Below are 19,004 nucleotides of genomic sequence, written 5' to 3'. Positions count from 1 at the left end.
ATCCTTGCGACGACGGCGCGGACGGTCGTCGCGCCGGTTGACGGGACTTCGGCGCGGTCTATAGTCCGCGACGACCCGGCGGCGACGCCGGCCACGGGCGGGCGTGGCGAAATGGTAGACGCAGCGGACTCAAAATCCGCCGTCGCAAGACGTGTCGGTTCGAGTCCGACCGCCCGCACCACCCTCCTCCGATTCGCCGACCCTTCCCCTGCCGGGCGTCGCGTCCGCGCGGTGTACCGGTACGCAATGCGCCCTGGGCGACGCCTCCCCCGCCGGTCCAATACACGCCCACAGGGGCGAGGCGCCCGGTGGCGCCGTCCGGCCCCCTGTCGGGAGGCAGCACCATGACCACGGCCACGACACCGCGCCACGCGAACGGGGAGCCGACGCCGCGTCCAGGACGGCCGTTGCGGCGCCGAAGCGTCGCGGCGCTCGCCGCCGCCGTGCTCCTCCTCGCCGGCTGCGCCTCGGTGGACGGCGTCGTCACCGCCCCGCTCGCGGGCCGGGCGGTCGAGCACGTCGTCGCCGGACGGGGGGCGCCGACGGTGGTGTTCGAGAACGGCCTTGGCGGCCGGCTGGAGTGGTGGGCCAAGGTGCTGCCGGCGGTCGCCGCGGAGACCACCGTGTTCGCCTACGACCGCCCGGGCATCGGCGCCAGCGCGCCGGCGGGCACGCCGCGCGACGGCTCGACCATCGTCGAGGAACTGCGCGCGACGCTGCGCGCCCGCGGGCTGGCGCCGCCCTACGTGCTGGTCGGCCATTCCCTCGGCGGGCTCTACGTCCAGCTCTACGCCCGCCGCCATCCGGACGAGGTGGCCGGCATGGTGCTGGTCGATTCGACCCATCCGGAGCAGCTGACCGGCGCCGGGGCCCGCGAGAACTGGCCGACCTGGGTGAAGCTCTTCGTCGACCTCAGCATTTCCGGCGACGCCGAGAAGGAGCTCGACGCCCTGCCGGCGACAGGGGCGGCCCTGCTCACCCTGCCGCCCTACACCGGCGGGCCGGTGGTGGTGCTGAGCGCGGCGGCGCCGATGCGCGAAACCTCCGCGCTCGGCCGCGACGGCGCCGCCAAGCGGGTCGACATCCTCCGCCTCAATCCGGGCGCGCGCCAGGTCTGGGTCGACGGCGGCCACGTCATCCCGCTGGAGCACCCGGAGGCGGTGGTCGCGGCGATCCGCGACGTGCTCGCCAGGATCCGCGCCGGCGCCCGTCCGGCCCCCTGAAACGCGGAGGGGGCGGCGTCCTCGCGGATGCCGCCCCCGGTCTCGTTCGATCAGAGTGCCCCGCCGGTCAGCCGTTGGCGATGTACTGGCCGCCGTTGATCGTCAGCACCGCGCCGGTCATGAAGCCGGCGGCGTCCGAGGCGAGATAGGCGACCAGCGCCGCGATCTCCTCGGCCTTGCCGAGACGACCGACCGGGATGGTCTTGATGATGCCCTCGAGAACGTCGACCGGCACCGCCGACACCATGTCGGTGTCGATGTAGCCCGGGCAGATGCAGTTCACGGTGATGCCCTTGAACGCGTTCTCCTGGGCGAGCGCCTTGGTGAAGCCGATCACGCCGGCCTTGGCGGCCGAGTAGTTGGTCTGGCCCATCTGGCCCTTCTGGCCGTTGATGGACGAGATGTTGACGATCCGCCCGAAGCCGCGGGCGCGCATGCGCTCGATCACCGGCTTGGTCATCGTGAACATCGAATCGAGGTTGGTGGCGAGCACCGCGCGCCACTGCTCGAAGCTCATGCGGTGGAACATGCCGTCGCGCGTGATGCCGGCGTTGTTGACCAGCACGTCGACCGGGCCGAGCTCGTCGGCGACCTTGGCGAGGCCGGCGGCGCAGGCCGCCTCGTCGGCGACGTCCCACTGGTAGACGTGGATGCCGGTCTCGGCCTTGAAGGCCTCGGCCTTCTCCACGTTGCCGGCGAAGGTGGCGGCGACCGTGAAGCCGGCGTCCTTCAGACCCTTCGAGATGGCGGCACCGATGCCGCGCGTACCGCCCGTGACGACTGCGACCTTGGACATGCGTTCCTCTCCCCGATTGTCCTTGCGGCGGGCCCCGGTCCCTGCCGGAACCCGCCGATCATACCCCTTTGACGTCGTGCCGGCTCAGCGCTCGACGGTGAGCGCCACGCCCATGCCGCCGCCGATGCACAGCGTGGCGAGGCCCTTCTTGGCGTCGCGGCGCTTCATCTCGTGCAGCAGCGTCACCAGCACGCGATTGCCCGAGGCGCCGATCGGATGGCCGATGGCGATGGCGCCGCCGTTGACGTTGACGATCTCCGGGTTCCAGCCGAGGCCCTTGTTGACCGCGCAGGCCTGGGCCGCGAAGGCCTCGTTGGCCTCGACGAGGTCGAGGTCGCCGACCGACCAGCCGGCCTTGGCGAGCGCCTTCTTCGAGGCCGGGATCGGACCGGTGCCCATCACCGACGGGTCGACGCCGGCGGTCGCCCACGAGGCGATGCGGGCGAGCGGGGTCAGGCCGCGCTTCTCGGCGTCGGCGGCGCTCATCAGCAGCACCACCGAGGCGCCGTCGTTGAGGCCCGACGCGTTGCCGGCGGTGACGGTGCCGTCCTTGGAGAAGGCCGGCTTCAGCTTGGCGACGGCGTCGAGCGTGGTGCCGGCGCGGATGTACTCGTCGGCGTCGACGACCACGTCGCCCTTGCGGCTCTTCAGCACGACCGGGGCGATCTCGTCCTTGAACTTGCCGGCCTTCTGGGCGGCCTCGGCCTTGTTCTGCGAGGCGACGGCGAAGGCGTCCTGCTCGTCGCGGGAGATCTGGAACTCGCGGGCGACGTTCTCGGCGGTGGTGCCCATGTGGTAGCCGTTGAAGGCGTCCCACAGGCCGTCCTTGATCATCGAATCGACCATGGCCCAGTCGCCCATCTTCACGCCCGAGCGCAGGTGCGCCACGTGCGGCGACAGCGACATGCTCTCCTGGCCGCCGGCGACGACGATCTTCGCGTCGCCGTTGGCGATCTGCTGCAGGCCGAGCGCGACGGCGCGCAGGCCCGAGCCGCAGACCTGGTTGAGGCCCCAGGCGGTGGTCTCGATCGGCAGACCGGCCTTGATCGAGGCCTGACGGGCCGGGTTCTGCCCCTGGCCGGCGGTCAGCACCTGGCCGAGGATCACCTCGTCGACCTCGCCGGCCTCGACGCCGGCACGCGCCAGCGCCTCCTTGATCACCACGGCGCCGAGCTCGTGGGCGGGCGTGGACGCGAAGCTGCCGTTGAAGGAACCGACCGCGGTGCGCGCGGCCGAGACGATCACGATGTCGGTCATGGCGTGTTCAGAGCCTCCCTCGAGCGCGGCGTTCGGACCCCGCGGCGACGGCCGCGGTCCGCAACTCGTTTGCGTTGCACTACAGTCGGCGGGTCCGATGGTGTCAACTCAGACCGTTGGATACATGGATTTATCGTCGCGGTCGCGGCCCACGGCGCGCCCGCGACGGCGATTTCCCGGCGCCGGAGCGGCCATTGGCCGCCGTGCCGACGGCAAGCCATTGACGGAGCGGGCGGATCGCGCCGATCCGGCGGGCGCCGGCGTGGCGGGCCGGGCCGCGGTCGGCCGCGGCCCGGCTCCGGGGAGCACGGTCGTCCCGTCCGCGCGCCGGTCGTGGCGCCCTGCGAAAGTCTATGGCCGCGCCGCACAAAAGCCCCTAACATCCAGGTCGGGAGCGACCCTATCGTGCCGCGGCAGCGTCGGGAGGGACGCGGGAGGAACGGAGCAGGGGCGACGACAGCGATGGCGAAGACCGACGAGCCCACGATCATCAAGAAATACGCGAACCGGCGCCTCTACAACACCGGAACCAGCACCTACGTGACGCTGGAAGACCTCGCCGGCATGGTCAAGTCCAGCGAGGACTTCGTCGTCTACGACGCCAAGAGCGGCGAGGACATCACCCACTCGGTGCTGACGCAGATCATCTTCGAGCAGGAGAACAAGGGCCAGAACCTCTTGCCGATCACCTTCCTCAGGCAGGTGATCCGCTTCTACGGCGACAGCATGCAGGCCCTGCTGCCGAGCTACCTCGAGCATTCGATGGGCCAGTTCTCGCGCGAGCAGGAGAAGCTGCGTCAGCAGATCGGTCAGGCCTTCGGCACGCCCGTCGCCTTCGACGCGATGGACGAGACGATCCGGCGCAACACCGAGATCTTCGAGAAGGCGTTCCGGATGTTCATGCCCTTCGGTGCCGGCGGGGACGGCGGCGAGGTGGCGCGCACCGAGCCGGGCAAGACCGAGAAGGCCCGCAGTGACGACCTCGACGCCCTGAAGAAGCAGCTCGAGGCCATGCAGCGCCGTCTGGACCAGCTCGCCCCGGAGAAGTGATACCGAGCCCGCGAAGCCCCGACTTTGTCGGGGCTTCGCCGCACCATGTTCAGATCGCCGGCGCGCCGACCGCGAGCGCGCCGGCGAGCACGTCCCGGAAGGCGGGATAGCCGTCGCCGGCGACGTCGGCGCGGTAGCGCTCCGCGATCGCCGCCGCGGCGCCGTTCCCGGGAATGCGCAGGCGAGGCTCGCCGACGTGGCGGCCCTGCAGCGCCTCGACGCCGAGATCGGCCAGCAGTACCGCCGCCTTCTCGTCCTGCACCCATTCCGCCACGGTGCGGATGCCGAAGTGGCCGGCGAGGGTGGCGAGCGTGCGCACGAACACCACAGAATCCTCGTTCTCGGTGATGTCGGCGACGTAGGACCCGTCGATCTTGACCCAGTCGACCTCCATCCGGCGCAGCGCCTTGAACGAGGTGTGGCCGGAGCCGAAGTCGTCGATGGCGATGCGGCAGCCGATGTCGCGCAGCACGGCGGCGATCCGGGTCATCTCCTCGACGTTGCGCATCGCCGCCGTCTCGGTGATCTCGATCGTCAGCCGCCCGGCGATCGAGCGCGTCGCGCTGATCGCCTCGACGAGCCGGGCCAGCCACTGCGGGTCGGTGACGGTCTCCACCGAGGCGTTGACCGAGAGCCGGAGCCCCGGGTTGGCGGCGAGGTCGGCGAGCGCGAGCTCGAGGATCCGGAGGTCGAGGCGGCGGATCAGGCCGAGCCGCTCGGCGGTCGCGATCAGCGGCCCGGCCGAGAGCACGAAGCCGTCCGGGCGCACCAGCCGGGCGAGCGCCTCGTAGGACAGGATCTCCCGTCCGTTCGCGGCCACCACCGGCTGGTAGGCCAGCACGAAGCGGTTCTCGGCGAGGCCGTGGACGATGTCCTCGGCCGCCTGGATGTTGCGCCGGCGGGCACGGTCGCGCTCGGGCGAGGGGTGGTAGACCGCGAAGCCGCGCTCGACGTCGTCGCGCGCCTCGGCGAGCGCCTCCTCGGCCCGGATCGCCGCGGTGTCGGCGTCGGCGGCGTGGCGCGGCGCGACGACGGCGCCGATCGAGATCCGCGCGGCGATCTCGGCGCCCTCGGTCACCACCAGCTCGCCGCCGACGGCCTCGCGGAAGCGTTCGGCGGCGATCGTCACCGCGCTCTCGCTGCAATCGTGCAGCAGGGCGCCGAACTTGTGGCCGGACATGTGGCCGAGCACGTCGCCCTGGCGCATCCGCCGGCCGATGCGCTGGGCCACCGCGGTGATGATGCGGTCGCCGACGTCGTAGCCGAAGCTGGCGTTGATGGTGGCGAGGCCGTCGATCGCGATCACCAGGAAGGCGCAGCTGCCGCGGCCGTCGCCGGCGGCGGCGCGGATCGCCTCGTCGAGCCGGTGCAGCAGGCTGTCGCGCAACAGGAGCCCGGTCCCGGCGTCGACGGCGGTCGTTCCGCCCGGCGCAGGGGTCTGTGTCGCCGTCGACGGCACCAGGATGCCCTCGGAGCCGACGGCGTGACCCTCGGCGTCGCACAGCCAGCGCCCGATCTCGTCGACCCGGCGGCCGGGTCGCACGCCGGGTTCGGCGCCGATCTCGTAGGTGACGCGGTAGCCGGTCGCGGCGCCGGCGGGACCCGGCACGCCTACCGACGGCACGGCGGCGGCGCGCGCGGTGGCGCCGTCGCGGGCGAGCAGGCGCTGCAGCGCCCGCCCGGTCGGCGGCGTCTGGACGAGACCGAGCACCGCGGCGGCGTTGTCGGACCAGCTCATGCGGTCGGTGCGGGCGTCCCAGCGGAAGCTGGCGACCTGGAGGCCGCCGAGCACGGCGGCGACGTCGTCGGCGGCCATGGCCGGGCAGGGTCGCGGCACCGGCCACGCCGTCTCCCCGTCACCGACGTGTTCGATCGCGCCCATAGCTCTCCCGGGTCCCGTAAACCCCCGTCGGATCCTGACGGGCGCCGGTTAAGGACCACTTATCGGGATCGGAGCGGCTGGCCCGGCGTTTGCCGGGGAGAAGCCGTCTCGAGCGCGGTGGTGCCGCTTCGGCACGCAGGAGATCAAGGTGGGCGTCACGATCGGCGTCGGAGCGGTGGTCGCGGGTGCGGTCGGGTCCCGGAACGGGACGCCGGTCGCCGCGGCGCGCCGGTCCGCCGACGCCCGCGACGATCGCCGCGATCCGCCGGCCGCCCCGGCGCTGCCGGTGCCGCTCGAGCCCGAGGTCCGCCGCGAGCGCGGCTACGGCCGGCCCGTCATTTCCGCGCCCTTCGTCGCCCAGCTCGCCGGGAGCCATCCCGCCGTCGAGGCCGAGCGGCGCTATCGTCGCGACCCCACGGCCGTCGCGCCGCGGGCGAGCCGCGCCTACCGCGGCGCCGAGCGCCTCGCCACCGACCTCGAGCCGGGCTTCTTCGTGTCGCGGCTGGTGTGACCCCGGCTCCGCGCCGGCCCGCCGTCAGCCCTTGCGGCGGCCGAAGTCCGGCGCCGGCGTCTCCTGGCCGAGGCCGATGATGCCGCGGCGGATCGCCCGGGTGCGGGTGAACAGGTCGAACAGCTTGTCGCCCTCGCCCCAGCGGATCTGGCGCTGCAGCGCGAACAGGTCCTCGGTGAAGCGGCCGAGCACTTCGAGCACCGCCTCGCGGTTGTGCAGGAAGACGTCGCGCCACATCGTCGGATCGGAGGCGGCGATGCGGGTGAAGTCGCGGAAGCCGCCGGCGGAGAACTTCATCACCTCCGACTGGGTCACCTGCTCGACGTCGGCGGCGGTGCCGACGATGTTGTAGGCGATCAGGTGCGGCAGGTGGCTGGTGATGGCGAGCACGATGTCGTGGTGCTCGGCCGTCATGGTCTCGACGTTGGCGCCGAGCCCGCGCCAGAACGCCACCAGACGGGCGAGCGCCGCGGGATCGACGTCGTCCGGCGGCGTCAGGATCGACCAGCGGTTCTCGAACAGCTCGGCGAAGCCGGCGTCGGGGCCGGAGAACTCGGTGCCGGCGACCGGGTGGCCCGGGATCAGGTGGACGCCGGCCGGCAGGTGCGGCTTCATCTGCCGGACCACCGAGGCCTTGACCGAGCCGACGTCGGTGACGATCGCCCCCGGCTTCAGCCGCGGCGCGATTGCCTTCGCGACCGCCTCGCAGGCGCCGACCGGCACCGCGACCATGACGAGGTCGGCCCCCGCCGCGGCGTCGCCGGCGTCGGCGTGCCAGTCGTCGCCGAGCCCGAGCTCGCGGGCGCGGGCGAGATGCGGGCCGGCGTGGTCGGCGACGGCGATCGTGCCGGCGAGGCCCTTGGCGCGGGCGCCGCGGACGATCGACGATCCGATCAGGCCGATGCCGACGACCGCGATCCGCTCGAACACGAGGGTGGTCATCGACCCCGTCCCAGGAAGGCGGCGAGGGCGGCGACGGTGGCGCGGTTGGCCTCCTCGTCGCCGACGGTCATGCGCAGCGCGTTCGGCAGGCCGTAGCCGGCGACCCGGCGCAGCACGATGCCCTCGCCGGTCAGGAACTCGTCGGCCTCGGCGGCGGTGCGGCCGGCTTTGTCGGGGAAGTGGATCAGCAGGAAGTTGGCGACCGACGGCGTCACCGTCAGCCCGAGCGCCTCGATCTCCGCGGTCAGCCACGGCAGCCAGCGTGCGTTGTGGGCGACGGCGGTCTCGAGGAAGCCGCGGTCGCGGATCGCCGCGGCGCCGGCCGCGATCGCCGGGGCCGACAGGTTGAACGGCCCGCGGGTCCGGTTCAGCGCGTCGACCACGCCCTCCGGCCCGTAGAGCCAGCCGATGCGCAGGGCGGCGAGGCCGTGCACCTTCGAGAAGGTCCGGGTCATCACCACGTTCTCGGACGACGACACCAGCTCGATGCCGCTCTCGTAGTCGTTGCGGCGGACGTACTCGGCGTAGGCGGCGTCGAGCACCAGCACGACATTGCCGGGCAGGCCGGCGTGCAGGCGCCGGATCTCCGAGAACGGCAGGTAGGTGCCGGTCGGGTTGGCGGGATTGGCGAGGTAGACGATCCGCGTGCGCGGCGTCACCGCGGCGAGCAGGGCGTCGACGTCGACGGTAAGGTCGCGCTCGGGCGCCACCACCGGCGTGCCGCCGGCGGCGAGGATGGCGATCTTGTAGACCAGGAAGCCGTGCTCGCCGTAGAGCCCCTCGTCGCCGGGGGCGAGATAGGCGTGGGCGAGCAGCGTCAGGAGTTCGTCCGAGCCGTTGCCGCAGACGATGCGCGTCGGGTTGAGACCGTGGACGTCGGCGATCGCCTCGCGCAGCGCCGTCGCGGCGCCGTCGGGGTAGCGCTCGAGGTCGCCGGCGGCGCCACGGAAGGCCGCGACCGCCTCGGGCGAGGGGCCGAGCGGCGTCTCGTTGGACGACAGCTTGATCAGCCTGCGTCCCGGCGCCGCCTTGGAGCGGCCGGGCACGTAGGCGTCGATGGCGAGCACGCCGGCGCGGGGCACGGGGCGGAGGGTCGTGGAGCTGGTCATGGGTCTCGGCGAACTTCGGGGGAGGGGATCAGGGCCGCTGCGGACGGGCTTCGATCGGGGCGGCGTAGCCGCCGACGGGACGCAGGTCGGCGAGGATGATGCCGGCGTCGCGCGCCCGCTCCGCGGTCGCCTCCGCGGCGGTGGATTCGTCCTGGTCGTCGAGCGGCACCGCGATCACCAGTTCGGCGCCGACCGCGCCGGTGTGGTGGCCCCAGGGCGCGTGCCAGGCGATCACCTCGACGCCGCGCTTGCGCAGCCAGGCGTGGGCGGAGGCGTCGGCCGGGCCGCGGCAGGCGAACACCGCCACCTCGGGCTTCACCGGGTCCTTCAGCGGCGGCGACACCACCACCGCCGGGATCGCGACCGGGCGGTCGGCGACGGCGATGAAGGGCAGGCGGCCGATCACGCGCGGCGCCGCGCCATCGGCCGAGAGCGCCGCCCACCACGCCGTGTCGGCCTCGCCGAGCCTGACCACCGCGAGGTCGGAGGTCGAGCGCGCCACGGCGGCGACGGCGTCGGCCGGCTCGGCCACGGTCTCGAACGGCACGGTGAAGCCGAAGTAGAAGCGCGCCATGTCGCGCGTTTCGGCGGCGTCGCCGGTGGCGACGTGGACCGTGTAGGGCGCCTGCAGCCACGTGAAGGTCGAGATCACCTCGCGCCAGACGTGCTCGACGGTGACGAGCGGCAGGTGGCCGCGGTGGCGCTCCACGAGCGCGTGCATCATCGAGGCCTCGCGCGCCGGCCGGAACGCCGCGCCGGGCTCGCCGGTGCGCTTCACCGAGATCAGCTGGTCGATGATCTCGGAGCGCGCGATCAGCAGGCGGTGCACCTCGGCGTCGATGTCGTCGATGCGCTGGCGGAGGGCGGAAAGGCCGGTCGGGGCGGGCTGGTCGGGGGCGGACATGGGGCTGGCGCGCGGGGTGTTCCGGGGCGTCGGCCGGGGCGGCCGGGCGGTGCCATTCATAGGAGCCGTGTCCGCCGAAGGCAAAGGAAAACCGGGTGCCGCGCTTGACAGGGCGCCGCGGCGGTACCTACCTAGCGGCCTTCCTTCCGGGTTCTCCGAAAGCTCAGACACCCATGTCCGCGACCGACGCCGCAGAGACCGACGCGCAGGAGCGCCTGCGCCGGGGACAGGCCGACCACCCCGCCTCGCCGGTCATGCGCTTCGGACCCGATCGCCCGCTCCCGCTCGACAGCGGCGCCGCGATCGCCCCCTGGCAGATCGCCTACCAGACCTACGGCCGCCTGAACGCCGACCGCTCCAACGCCATCCTGGTCTGTCACGCACTGACCGGCGACCAGCACGTCGCCAGCGACAACCCGGTCACCGGCAAGCCCGGCTGGTGGACGATGATGATCGGCCCCGGCCGGCCGATCGACACCGACCGCTGGTTCGTGATCTGCGCCAACGTGCTCGGCGGCTGCATGGGCACCACCGGCCCGGCCTCGACCGGCCCGGACGGGCGGATCTACGGCCTCGACCTGCCGGTGCTCACCATCGGCGACATGGTCCGCGCCCAGGCGATGCTGGTCGACGCCCTCGGCATCGGTCGGCTGTTCGCGGTCGTCGGCGGTTCGATGGGCGGCATGCAGGTGCTGCAATGGGCCGCCGCCTATCCGGACCGGGTGTTCGCCGCGGTCTGCATGGCGTCCGGCGCCCGTCACTCGTCGCAGAACATCGCCTTCCACGAGGTCGGCCGGCAGGCGGTGATGGCCGATCCCGACTGGTGCGGCGGCCGCTACCTCGACGCCGGCACCAGCCCGAAGAAGGGCCTCGCGGTGGCCCGCATGGCCGCGCACATCACCTACATGTCCGGTCAGTCGTTGCACGCCAAGTTCGGTCGCAACCTGCAGGACCGCGAGCGGTTGACGTTCGGCTTCGACGCCGACTTCCAGATCGAGAGCTACCTGCGCCACCAGGGCATGACCTTCGTCGACCGCTTCGACGCCAATTCCTATCTCTACGTCACGCGGGCCATGGACTATTTCGACCTCGCCGCCGCCCGGGACGGCGCGCTCTCGAAGGTGTTCCAGGGCTCGCGGACGCGCTTCTGCATCGTCTCCTTCACCTCCGACTGGCTGTTCCCGACCTCGGAGAGCCGGGCGGTGGTGCACGCGCTGAACGCGGCCGGCGCGTCGGTCTCCTTCGTCGAGATCGAGAGCGACCGCGGCCACGACAGCTTCCTGCTCGACATTCCCGAGCAGTTCCGCATCGTCCGCGGCTTCCTGACCGGCGCCGCCCGCGCCGCCGGCCTCGCCTTCGCCGGGAGGGACTGACCATGGCCGATCTCACCGGCGGACATGCCGACGTCCGCGTCGATCTGCGCGTCGTCGCCGATCTCGTCGAGCCCGGCTCGCGCGTGCTCGACGTCGGTTGTGGCGACGGCGAACTGTTGGCGCTGCTCGAGCGCACCCGCGGCGTCGACGCCCGCGGCCTCGAACTCGGCCAGGACGGCGTGCGCGACGCCGTCGCCCGCGGCCTGTCGGTGATCCAGGGCGACGCCGACAGCGACCTCGCCTTCTACCCCGACGGCGCCTTCGACTACGCCATCCTCAGCCAGACCATCCAGGCGACGCGCAACCCGAAGCGCGTGCTCGAGGACCTGCTCCGGATCGGCCGCCGCGCCATCGTCTCGTTCCCGAACTTCGGCCACGTCGACGTCAGGCTGCGCCTGCTGTTCACCGGCCGGATGCCGGTGTCCTCGCGCCTGCCCTACAGCTGGTACGACACCCCCAACATCCACTTCTGCACCATGCGCGACTTCGTCGCCCTCTGCGAGGAGGTCGGCGCCACCGTCGAACGCGCGATCGCCCTCGACGGCAACGGCAAGAAGCTGCCCTTCAACGCGCCCTGGTGGGTCTGGAACCTGATCGGCGCCCAGGGCGTGTTCCTGCTCAGCAAGCGCTGAAGAAGACTAGGAGGGGCGGACGCCTCGGCTTCCGAGGCGTCTCCGCGGACATCGGTCCCCGCCCGCCGCGACCGCCCCTCAGAGCCGCCGCGCGGCGTAGGCCGCTTCCACCATCGCGCGGGCGACGGCTTCCGACGACATCGGGTTCTGGCCCGTCACCAGCCGGTCGTCGCGGACCACGTGCTCCGTGAAGGGGGCGCCGTGGGTCACCTCGGCGCCGGCGGCGGCGAGGGCGTCGGCGAGCAGGAAGGGCACCGCGTCCGTCAGCCCGGCCTTCTCCTCTTCGGCGTTGGAGAAGCCGGTCACCCTCATGTCCGCGATCATCGCCCGGCCGTCGCGGCCCTTGACGTTCACGAGCCCGGCCGGGCCGTGGCAGACGGCACCGACCACGCCGCCGGTGTACCAGACCGTCTGGATCACCCGCGACAGCGGCTCGCACACGGGAAAGTCCCACATGGTGCCGTGGCCGCCGGGCAGGAAGACGAGGTCGTAGGCGTGCTCGTCGACGTCGGCGATCGGGATGGTCGCCTCGATCTTGGCGCGCGCCTCGGGGTCGGCCAGGAAGCGCGCGACGAAGCCGTGGCCCTCGCCGTCCTCGAGCAGGCTCGACGGGTCGATCGGCGCGGCGCCGCCGGCGATCGAGGCGATGTCGACGGTGAAGCCGGCATCGGTCAGGATCACGTAGGGCGTCGCCGCCTCCTCGAGGAACCAGCCGGTCGGCCGGCCGGTGGCGCCGAGCGTGGCATGGGACGTCAGGACGAACAGGGCCTTGGCCATCAAGTCTCTCCATGGGGGACGTGTCGCGCCATGTCGGCGCGCTCAGGGTCTGGAACCCTGTCCGCCGGCCACGGTTCCGCTCGGGCCGCGCGTGGTGACGCCGGCCGGCGCCGGCAGCAGCACCGGACGCAGCCGCGTCGTCGCCTTCGCGCGCCGCGCCACCGGGATGCCCTGGTAGAGCTGCTTGGTCGCCTCGACGACGATCACGCCGGCGAAGGCCGGCCACAGCCGCGCGCCGAGCCGCTCCCAGGCCGCCCACGACCGCCGACGCCGTCGGCGCGTCAGCGGCATCATGTGCAGTGCCTCGCTCCAACCGACCGGCGAGAACAGGCTGTCGCGCAGGAGCTGCGTGAGCTGCCCGCGCGAGAACGGCCGGCCGTAGCCGAAGGGCGAACTGTCGACCCGCGCCCACAGGCCGCGCCGGTTCGGCACCACCGCCAGCATCCGCCCGCCGGGCGCCAGCACGCGCCAGACCTCGCGCAGCACCTCGCGCGGGTCGCTGGCCATCTCGAGCGCGTGGACGAGCAGTACCCGGTCGACCGCGGCGTCGGCGAGCGGCAGCATGTCCTCGACCACCAGCGCCGACGACGACGGCCCGGCGCCGGGCCAGTTCACGGCGCCCTGCGCCGCCGGGTTGAAGGCGAGCGTGCGCTCGGCCTCGCCGGCGAAGAGGGCGAGATAGGGCGTGGTGAAGCCGAGCCCGAGGATGCGGTCGCCGGCGACCGACGGCCAGCGCGCGCGCACCACGCCGCCGATCACGCTGCGCACCATGGCGCCGTGGTCGCCGGCGTAGAAGTCGCGGAGGTCGACGACGTCGAGGTACATCGGCGGGCGGATCCGAGGTTGGCGGGCCGGTCGTCGCGGCCTAGATTCGCCGCGAGCGCCCGCCCACTGTGGTCGGGTCCGTCCGCGACCACAACGGAAGAAACGCCGATGCCCGCCGTCGAGATCGAACTGGTGCCCTGCCGCGCCGACAACTACGCGGTCCTCTTGCGCCGGCCCGGCGGGGACGCGCTGCTGGTCGACGCCCCGGCGGCGGCCCCGATCGAGGCCGCGCTGGCGCGCCTCGGCTGGCGGCTCGGCGCCGTCCTGGTCACCCACCACCACGGCGACCACGTCGAGGGCATCCCCGCGCTCGCGCCCGCCGGCGTGCCGGTGATCGGCCCGGCCGCCGAGGCGGCGAAGATCGGCCTGCTCACGGCCACGCTGGCCGACGGCGAGGAGACCGAGGTCTGCGGATTCCGTGTCGTCGCCATCGCGACGCCCGGCCACACCCTCGGCCACCTCGCCTACCACCTGCCCGACGACGGCCTGCTGTTCTCCGGCGACACCCTGTTCGCCATGGGCTGCGGCCGCCTGTTCGAGGGCACGGCCGCGGACATGTGGGGCTCGCTCGGCCGCCTCGCGGCGCTGCCCGCGGAGACCGCCGTCTACTGCGGCCACGAGTACACGCTCTCGAACGCCCGCTTCGCCGCCGCGCTGCTGCCGGACGACGCCGCCGTCGCCGACCGGCTCGCCGACGTCGAAGCCGCCCGCGCCGCCGGCCGTCCGACGGTGCCGACCACGATCGGGCTGGAACGGGCCACCAACCCGTTCCTGCGCGCGGGCGAGCCGGCGGTCGCCGCCGCGGTCGGGCTCGCCGGCGCCGATTCCGCCGCGGTCTTCGCCGAGATCCGCCGCCGCAAGGACCGCGCCTGAACCTTCAGGCCGCGGTCGCTGCGCGCCGGAACAGGTCCTTGGCGGCGATCAGCGCACCGCCGGTGACGAGCAGGCAGGCGAGCGCCGACGCGAGGCCGAGCGTGCCCCAGCCGGTCGCCACCAGCATCAGCGTCGACAGCACCGGCGCGGCATAGGCCGCCGCGCCGAGCACCTGGATGTCGCCGCGCTTGACGCCGTGGTCCCAGACGAAGAAGGCGAGGCCGACCGGGAACACCGCGAGCAGGGCCACCATGGTCCACTGCCCGGCGCCCGACGGCAGCACCGTCTCCTCGAAGGCGGCGTGGGCGGCGAGGCTGAGCAGGCCGGTGGCGAGGCAGAAGCCGGCCACCGCCTCGGTCGGCACCGCCGCCATCCGGCGCGACAGCACGGAATAGCCGGCCCAGGTCAGGGCCGAGGCCATCGCCGCGGCGTAGCCGAGGGCGTGACCGCCGGAGAGCGACAGGTTGCCGCCGCCGCCGATCAGCAGCGCCGCGCCGACGAAGCCGAGCCCGACGCCGACGACGTGGTGCGCCTTCAGCCGCTCGCCCGGCAAGAGGCCGGAGAACAGCACGATCAGCAGCGGCCAGAGATAATTGACGAGGTTCGCCTCGACCGGCGGCGCGTGGCGCAGCGCGGTGAAGTAGAGTGCGTGGAAGCCGAACAGGCCGCCGACGCCGGTCGCCCAGACCCGGACCGGCTGGCGGAAGGCGTCGAGGCCGTGGCCGGAGGCGACGAGCCAAGCCGTCGCCGCCGCGCCGGAGGCGGTGAAGCACAGCCCGTTCAGCAGGAACGGCGGCACGGCACCGGAACCGGCGGTGAAGACGCCGAGCATCGCCCACATCGCCACCGCAGTGAGTCCGACCAGGGTCGCGCGGGTCCTGCCGGTCATCGTCCATCTCCTGTCCGCGCCGCCCGGGGTCGCCGCCCCGTCCTAGCAGCGCACCGGATCCTTGTCATCGGCCCACCGTACATGCCAAAAATACCTAGGATTATGATATTCATGTGTTTTGGCGCGCCCGGAACGGCAAGTTCACGCCGCTGTTTTGCGAGTGGTTAAGAACCGGCCACTAGCATCGGGGCGCGTTCACGGGTGACGGGTGCGGTCAATTGGCTTCCTGGCGACGGGTCTGGCTCGAGTTCGGATTGGGGATCGCCCTCCCGGCGTTCCTGACCGTGCTCGCGACCGTGGCGGTCGTCTTCCTGGCGATGACCCGCATGGCCGGCGAGGTCGACGACATCGACGCCGGCACCCTGCGCCGTACCGTCGCCGGCGCCTACAACGAACTGGCGCGTACCCTTGTCGAGGAGCACGCCCACGTCGCCGCCTCGCCGGGAGACCTCGCCGCCTTCGGCGTGGCCGACGGCCGGTTCGACGCCGCCGTGGCCGCCGCGGCCACCGCGGGGCCGCACGCGATCTTCGACACCCTGTTCCTGCTGTCGGCCGACGGGACGACGCTCGGCGGCGTCCACGACGGCACCCGCCTCGACCGGCCGGCGACGGACTGGCTCCAGGGCGGCTTCTCCCTGGTGCTCGACGGCGTCCGTGCCGACCCCGGGGGCGTGCCGAAGTCCGGGTTGTTCTCGACGGCCGACGGCATCGTGCTCGCGGCCGTCTCTCCGCTTCCAGGCGGCGAGCGATTGCTCGTCACCGGCCGACGGCTCACGGCCGATTCGGTCGAGGCGCTCGGCCGCAGCTTTTCGGTCGACGGCCTCACCCTGTCGGGCGATCCCGGTGGCGGCGTCGACGTCGACCTGCTCGCGCCCGACGGCGGCCGGATCGCCAGCCTCGTCGCCGATCCGCGCGCCCCCGGCGATCTCGCCTACGCGCGCGTGCGCATGCCCATGCTGATCGTGCTCGGGCTGCTGCTGCTGGTCATGGTCATGCTGGTGGCGACGATCTGGAAGTCGCTGTCGGCGATGCACCGGGGCGAGGAACTCGCCCGCCGCGAGGCCGGCCTCGACGGCCTCAGCGGCCTGCCGAACCGTGCCTCGTTCCACCAGGCCGTCGAGGCCGCGGTGGCTCGGTCGGGCGGCCGGCCGGTCACGATCGTCTTCCTCGACCTCGACGGCTTCAAGGACGTTAACGACACCTACGGCCACGAGACCGGCGACCGCCTGATCCGCGCCGTCGCGGCCGGCTTCTCGACGCTGGTCGACCGCCGCGGTTTCCTAGCCCGTCTCGGCGGCGACGAGTTCGCCGTCGTCGCCACCGGCGAGACCTCCTTCGAGGTCGCCACCGAGATCGGCGCCTCGATGATCGAGTTCCTGTCCGAGGCCTTCGACCTCGACGGCCGCATCGTCCAGGTCGGCACGTCGGTCGGCATCGCCGGCACGGCGGGCGAGCCCATGACCGCTTCCGAACTGGTGCGCCGCGCCGACGTCGCGATGTACCAGGCCAAGGGCCGCGGCAAGAACCGGATCGAGATCTACGAGCACGACATGGACGCCGAGCGCGCCGAGCGCGCCGCGCTCGCCGTCGCCCTGCGCAAGGCCTTCTCCAACGAGGAGCTCCAGCTCCACTACCAGCCGGTGATCGAGGCGCGCACCGGTCGAATCGTCTCGGTCGAGGCGCTCTTGCGCTGGATCCGCCCGGTCGAGGGGCCGGTGTCGCCGGCCCGGTTCATCCCGATCGCCGAGGAGATCGGCCTGATCGAGGACCTCGGCGCCTGGGTGCTGAGGCGGGCCTGCCGCGACGCCGCCGCCTTCGGCGACCTCAGGGTCGCCGTCAACGTCTCGGCGGCCCAGTTCAAGAACCCGGGCTTCCACACCGTCGTCGCCGGCGTGCTCGCCGAGGAGGGCTTCCCGGCCGCCCGGCTCGAGCTCGACATCACCGAGAGCTACCTCGTCGCCTATCCCGAGCGCGCCCGCCGCATGATCGACGCGCTGCGTCAGATCGGCGTCCGCATCGCCCTCGACGACTTCGGCACCGGCTTCTCCTCGATCGGCTACCTGCGCCGCTTCGCTTTCGACAAGGTCAAGATCGACCGCTCGGTGATCATCGACGTTGTCCGCGACCCCGCCTCGCAGAAGCTGGTCGAGGCGACCGTGGCGCTCGCCGACGCCCTCGGCGTCGGCGTCACCGCCGAGGGCATCGAGCGCGAGGACGAGGCGGTGATCCTGAAGAGCGCCGGCTGCCACGAGCTGCAGGGCTACCATTTCGGCAGCCCGACCACCGCCGCCGAGATCACAAGGCGCATGGCCGCCTCGCGGCAGGCGCTCCGCCGCACCGCGTGAGTCGCGCCGTCACGGATCGAGTTCGGTGTCCCAGTAGAGGAAGTCGAGCCAGCTCTCGTGCAGGAAGTTCGGCGGGAACAGCCGGCCGTTGTTGTGCAGGTCCTGCACCGAGGGCGCGAAGGGATGGCAGTGCAGCAGCATGCCCGCCTCGGCCACAGTCTTGTTGGCCTTGTGCAGGTTGCAGGGCGAACAGGCGGTGACGACGTTCTCCCAGGTGGTCTGCCCGCCCTTGGAGCGCGGCACCAGGTGGTCGAAGGTCAGGTCCTCGCGCGAACCGCAGTACTGGCACTGGAAGCGGTCGCGCAAGAACACGTTGAAGCGGGTGAAGGCCGGGTGGCGCGACGGTTTGACGAAGGTCTTGAGCGACACCACGGACGGCAGCTTGAACTCGAAGCTCGGGCTGCGCACGACGACGTCGTATTCGGACACGATGTTGACGCGGTCCAGGAAGACGGCCTTCAGCGCGTCCTGCCACGACCACAGCGACAGGGGATAATAGCTGAGCGGACGATAGTCCGCGTTGAGCACGAGCGCCGGATGTGCGTCCGGCGAGACATGAATCGTCACCCCACGCTCTCCTCGACCGGCCCTCGGACGAGGTTCCGCAGGGCCGCCCGCGGATAGTGTATAGCGTTCGTGTCGCTGGTGTGAAGCGGGCAGAACGCTTAAAAGCTCCGCCCCCGCGTCCCGATTCGCCTCACTGTTCGCCGTCGGAGATCGCCAGCGCCAGCCGGTGGTAGAGCCGCGTCGGCAGCAGACGCTCGACGATCGCGATCACCTTGGTCGGGGTCGTCACCCGGTAGACCGGCCGCGGACGCGGTGATTCGCAGGCGTGGACGAGCGCCGCCACCACCGCTTCCGGCGGCAGCTTGAACCGGTTGGCGCCGCCGCGCCGCATCCGTTCCAGCCGGCGTTCGTAGACCGCCCGGTGCGGCGATCCCTCGATGTCGACGTTGGCGTGGAACTTCTCCATCGACGCCCGCACGAAGTTGGTGGCGATCGGCCCCGGCTGGATCGACGACACCGAGATGCCGGTGCCGGCGAGTTCGAGCCGCAGCGTGTCGGTCAGGCCCTCGAGCGCGTGCTTGGAGGCGATGTAGGCGCCGCGGTACTTCAGCGCCAGGAAGCCGAGGATCGAGGAGCACTGCACGATCCGCCCGGATCCCCGCGCGCGCATCGCCGGGATCAGCCGGCAGGTCAGGTCGTGCCAGCCGAACAGGTTGACCTCGAACTGGGCGCGCAGCACGGCGGTCGAGAGGTCCTCGACCGCGCCGGGCTGGCCGTAGGCGCCGTTGTTGAAGAGGGCGTCGATCCGCCCGCCGGTGGCGGCGAGGAGGGCGTCGGCGCAGGCGTCGACCGAGGCGGGGTCGGCATAGTCGAGTCGGAGCACCGCGACGCCCGGCAGCGCGCCGACCCGTGCGGCGTCGGCGTCGGAGCGCACGGTCGCGAACACCCGCCAGCCGCGCGCCGCCATGTCGCGCGCGGCGGCGAAGCCGATGCCGCTGGAGGCGCCCGTGACCAGGATCACCCGCCGATCGTCCGTCATGCCGCCATCCCTCGCCGTGCCGTCCCGAGACGGGGCGGACCCTAGCAGGCGGTGTCCGCGCCCGCGACTT

Annotated in this window: 18 protein-coding genes and 1 tRNA gene; 8 read left to right on the top strand and 11 right to left on the bottom strand. The window is 72.5% G+C overall.

Features of this window, described 5'->3' with window-relative positions:
- Positions 1–97: 97 nt before the first annotated feature.
- A tRNA-Leu gene (locus EDD54_RS13560) sits at positions 98–181 on the top strand.
- A 226-nt stretch (positions 182–407) separates the two neighbouring features.
- Positions 408–1,223: an alpha/beta fold hydrolase gene (locus EDD54_RS13555; RefSeq protein WP_207620574.1), complete on the top strand. Its 816-nt coding sequence runs from the start codon at positions 408–410 to the stop codon at positions 1,221–1,223.
- A 67-nt stretch (positions 1,224–1,290) separates the two neighbouring features.
- Here the strand turns inward: EDD54_RS13555 and phbB are convergent, their stop codons facing one another.
- Complete coding sequence (gene phbB / locus EDD54_RS13550) at positions 1,291–2,019, bottom strand: acetoacetyl-CoA reductase (RefSeq protein ID WP_126540019.1); 729 nt, start codon at positions 2,017–2,019, stop codon at positions 1,291–1,293.
- Positions 2,020–2,103: 84 nt separating this feature from the next.
- The gene (locus EDD54_RS13545) at positions 2,104–3,276 is read right to left on the bottom strand and encodes an acetyl-CoA C-acetyltransferase (RefSeq protein ID WP_126540017.1); all 1,173 of its coding nucleotides are present in this window, start codon (positions 3,274–3,276) and stop codon (positions 2,104–2,106) included.
- A gap of 462 nt (positions 3,277–3,738) precedes the next feature.
- On the opposite strand from EDD54_RS13545, the gene phaR reads away from it, so the two are divergent.
- Complete coding sequence (gene phaR, locus EDD54_RS13540; RefSeq protein ID WP_126540015.1) at positions 3,739–4,326, top strand: polyhydroxyalkanoate synthesis repressor PhaR; 588 nt, start codon at positions 3,739–3,741, stop codon at positions 4,324–4,326.
- A 49-nt stretch (positions 4,327–4,375) separates the two neighbouring features.
- Here phaR and EDD54_RS13535 read toward each other — a convergent pair whose 3' ends face one another.
- The gene (locus tag EDD54_RS13535) at positions 4,376–6,142 is read right to left on the bottom strand and encodes a bifunctional diguanylate cyclase/phosphodiesterase (RefSeq protein WP_208112196.1); all 1,767 of its coding nucleotides are present in this window, start codon (positions 6,140–6,142) and stop codon (positions 4,376–4,378) included.
- A 214-nt stretch (positions 6,143–6,356) separates the two neighbouring features.
- On the opposite strand from EDD54_RS13535, the gene EDD54_RS13530 reads away from it, so the two are divergent.
- A complete protein-coding gene (locus tag EDD54_RS13530; RefSeq protein ID WP_126540011.1) occupies positions 6,357–6,719 on the top strand; it encodes a hypothetical protein in 363 nt (120 codons plus the stop codon).
- A gap of 24 nt (positions 6,720–6,743) precedes the next feature.
- Here EDD54_RS13530 and EDD54_RS13525 read toward each other — a convergent pair whose 3' ends face one another.
- From EDD54_RS13525 to EDD54_RS13515, 3 genes are read right to left on the bottom strand one after another with little or no spacing between them, the layout of a single operon-like run.
- Entirely contained in the window at positions 6,744–7,661 is a 918-nt protein-coding gene (locus EDD54_RS13525; RefSeq protein ID WP_126540009.1) for a prephenate/arogenate dehydrogenase family protein, read from the bottom strand.
- A complete protein-coding gene (locus tag EDD54_RS13520) occupies positions 7,658–8,770 on the bottom strand; it encodes a pyridoxal phosphate-dependent aminotransferase (protein WP_126540007.1) in 1,113 nt (370 codons plus the stop codon). The genes EDD54_RS13525 and EDD54_RS13520 overlap by 4 nt, the downstream gene beginning before the upstream one ends.
- A 28-nt stretch (positions 8,771–8,798) precedes the next feature.
- Positions 8,799–9,674, bottom strand: coding sequence for a chorismate mutase (locus tag EDD54_RS13515; protein ID WP_165644492.1), 876 nt, complete (start codon positions 9,672–9,674; stop codon positions 8,799–8,801).
- Positions 9,675–9,847: 173 nt separating this feature from the next.
- Here EDD54_RS13515 and metX point away from each other — a divergent pair, with 173 nt between their 5' ends.
- Both metX and metW read left to right on the top strand, forming a co-directional pair.
- On the top strand, positions 9,848–11,047 hold the full coding sequence (gene metX / locus EDD54_RS13510) for a homoserine O-acetyltransferase MetX (RefSeq protein ID WP_126540003.1): 1,200 nt from the start codon (positions 9,848–9,850) through the stop codon (positions 11,045–11,047).
- 2 nt (positions 11,048–11,049) lie between these two features.
- Positions 11,050–11,679 carry a methionine biosynthesis protein MetW gene (gene metW, locus EDD54_RS13505; RefSeq protein WP_126540001.1) on the top strand — a complete coding sequence of 210 codons (630 nt, stop codon included), beginning with the start codon at positions 11,050–11,052 and terminating at the stop codon, positions 11,677–11,679.
- Positions 11,680–11,757: 78 nt separating this feature from the next.
- Here the strand turns inward: metW and EDD54_RS13500 are convergent, their stop codons facing one another.
- Both EDD54_RS13500 and EDD54_RS13495 read right to left on the bottom strand, forming a co-directional pair.
- Entirely contained in the window at positions 11,758–12,456 is a 699-nt protein-coding gene (locus tag EDD54_RS13500) for a type 1 glutamine amidotransferase domain-containing protein (RefSeq protein WP_126539999.1), read from the bottom strand.
- Between the two features lie 42 nt (positions 12,457–12,498).
- On the bottom strand, positions 12,499–13,281 hold the full coding sequence (locus tag EDD54_RS13495; protein WP_126539997.1) for a class I SAM-dependent methyltransferase: 783 nt from the start codon (positions 13,279–13,281) through the stop codon (positions 12,499–12,501).
- A 108-nt stretch (positions 13,282–13,389) separates the two neighbouring features.
- Here EDD54_RS13495 and gloB point away from each other — a divergent pair, with 108 nt between their 5' ends.
- The gene (gene gloB, locus EDD54_RS13490; protein ID WP_126539995.1) at positions 13,390–14,154 is read left to right on the top strand and encodes a hydroxyacylglutathione hydrolase; all 765 of its coding nucleotides are present in this window, start codon (positions 13,390–13,392) and stop codon (positions 14,152–14,154) included.
- Between the two features lie 4 nt (positions 14,155–14,158).
- Here the strand turns inward: gloB and yddG are convergent, their stop codons facing one another.
- The gene (yddG, locus tag EDD54_RS13485) at positions 14,159–15,043 is read right to left on the bottom strand and encodes an aromatic amino acid exporter YddG (protein WP_126539993.1); all 885 of its coding nucleotides are present in this window, start codon (positions 15,041–15,043) and stop codon (positions 14,159–14,161) included.
- 254 nt (positions 15,044–15,297) lie between these two features.
- Here yddG and EDD54_RS13480 point away from each other — a divergent pair, with 254 nt between their 5' ends.
- On the top strand, positions 15,298–17,388 hold the full coding sequence (locus EDD54_RS13480; protein ID WP_126539991.1) for a putative bifunctional diguanylate cyclase/phosphodiesterase: 2,091 nt from the start codon (positions 15,298–15,300) through the stop codon (positions 17,386–17,388).
- A gap of 9 nt (positions 17,389–17,397) precedes the next feature.
- On the opposite strand, the gene EDD54_RS13475 is transcribed toward EDD54_RS13480, so the two are convergent.
- Together EDD54_RS13475 and EDD54_RS13470 are read right to left on the bottom strand one after the other, a co-directional pair.
- Positions 17,398–17,955, bottom strand: a complete 558-nt coding sequence (locus tag EDD54_RS13475) for an HNH endonuclease (RefSeq protein ID WP_126539989.1) — start codon at positions 17,953–17,955, stop codon at positions 17,398–17,400.
- 130 nt (positions 17,956–18,085) lie between these two features.
- On the bottom strand, positions 18,086–18,934 hold the full coding sequence (locus tag EDD54_RS13470) for an SDR family NAD(P)-dependent oxidoreductase (protein WP_126539987.1): 849 nt from the start codon (positions 18,932–18,934) through the stop codon (positions 18,086–18,088).
- Positions 18,935–19,004: the final 70 nt, after the last annotated feature.

Source organism: Oharaeibacter diazotrophicus (assembly GCF_004362745.1).
Taxonomy (GTDB): domain Bacteria; phylum Pseudomonadota; class Alphaproteobacteria; order Rhizobiales; family Pleomorphomonadaceae; genus Oharaeibacter; species Oharaeibacter diazotrophicus.
Note: the sequence above shows the minus strand (reverse complement) of the source record. Positions and strands in the feature narration are given on the sequence as shown.

What these genes read in the sequence shown, in the direction of transcription:
- phbB (WP_126540019.1), bottom strand. Translation starts at nt 2,019, where the DNA reads ATGTCCAAGGTCGCAGTCGTCACGGGCGGTACGCGCGGCATCGGTGCC.
- EDD54_RS13545 (WP_126540017.1), bottom strand. Translation starts at nt 3,276, where the DNA reads ATGACCGACATCGTGATCGTCTCGGCCGCGCGCACCGCGGTCGGTTCC.
- phaR (WP_126540015.1), top strand. Translation starts at nt 3,739, where the DNA reads ATGGCGAAGACCGACGAGCCCACGATCATCAAGAAATACGCGAACCGG.
- EDD54_RS13535 (WP_208112196.1), bottom strand. Translation starts at nt 6,142, where the DNA reads ATGGCCGCCGACGACGTCGCCGCCGTGCTCGGCGGCCTCCAGGTCGCC.
- EDD54_RS13525 (WP_126540009.1), bottom strand. Translation starts at nt 7,661, where the DNA reads ATGACCACCCTCGTGTTCGAGCGGATCGCGGTCGTCGGCATCGGCCTG.
- EDD54_RS13520 (WP_126540007.1), bottom strand. Translation starts at nt 8,770, where the DNA reads ATGACCAGCTCCACGACCCTCCGCCCCGTGCCCCGCGCCGGCGTGCTC.
- EDD54_RS13515 (WP_165644492.1), bottom strand. Translation starts at nt 9,674, where the DNA reads ATGTCCGCCCCCGACCAGCCCGCCCCGACCGGCCTTTCCGCCCTCCGC.
- metX (WP_126540003.1), top strand. Translation starts at nt 9,848, where the DNA reads ATGTCCGCGACCGACGCCGCAGAGACCGACGCGCAGGAGCGCCTGCGC.
- metW (WP_126540001.1), top strand. Translation starts at nt 11,050, where the DNA reads ATGGCCGATCTCACCGGCGGACATGCCGACGTCCGCGTCGATCTGCGC.
- EDD54_RS13500 (WP_126539999.1), bottom strand. Translation starts at nt 12,456, where the DNA reads ATGGCCAAGGCCCTGTTCGTCCTGACGTCCCATGCCACGCTCGGCGCC.
- EDD54_RS13495 (WP_126539997.1), bottom strand. Translation starts at nt 13,281, where the DNA reads ATGTACCTCGACGTCGTCGACCTCCGCGACTTCTACGCCGGCGACCAC.
- gloB (WP_126539995.1), top strand. Translation starts at nt 13,390, where the DNA reads ATGCCCGCCGTCGAGATCGAACTGGTGCCCTGCCGCGCCGACAACTAC.
- yddG (WP_126539993.1), bottom strand. Translation starts at nt 15,043, where the DNA reads ATGACCGGCAGGACCCGCGCGACCCTGGTCGGACTCACTGCGGTGGCG.
- EDD54_RS13470 (WP_126539987.1), bottom strand. Translation starts at nt 18,934, where the DNA reads ATGACGGACGATCGGCGGGTGATCCTGGTCACGGGCGCCTCCAGCGGC.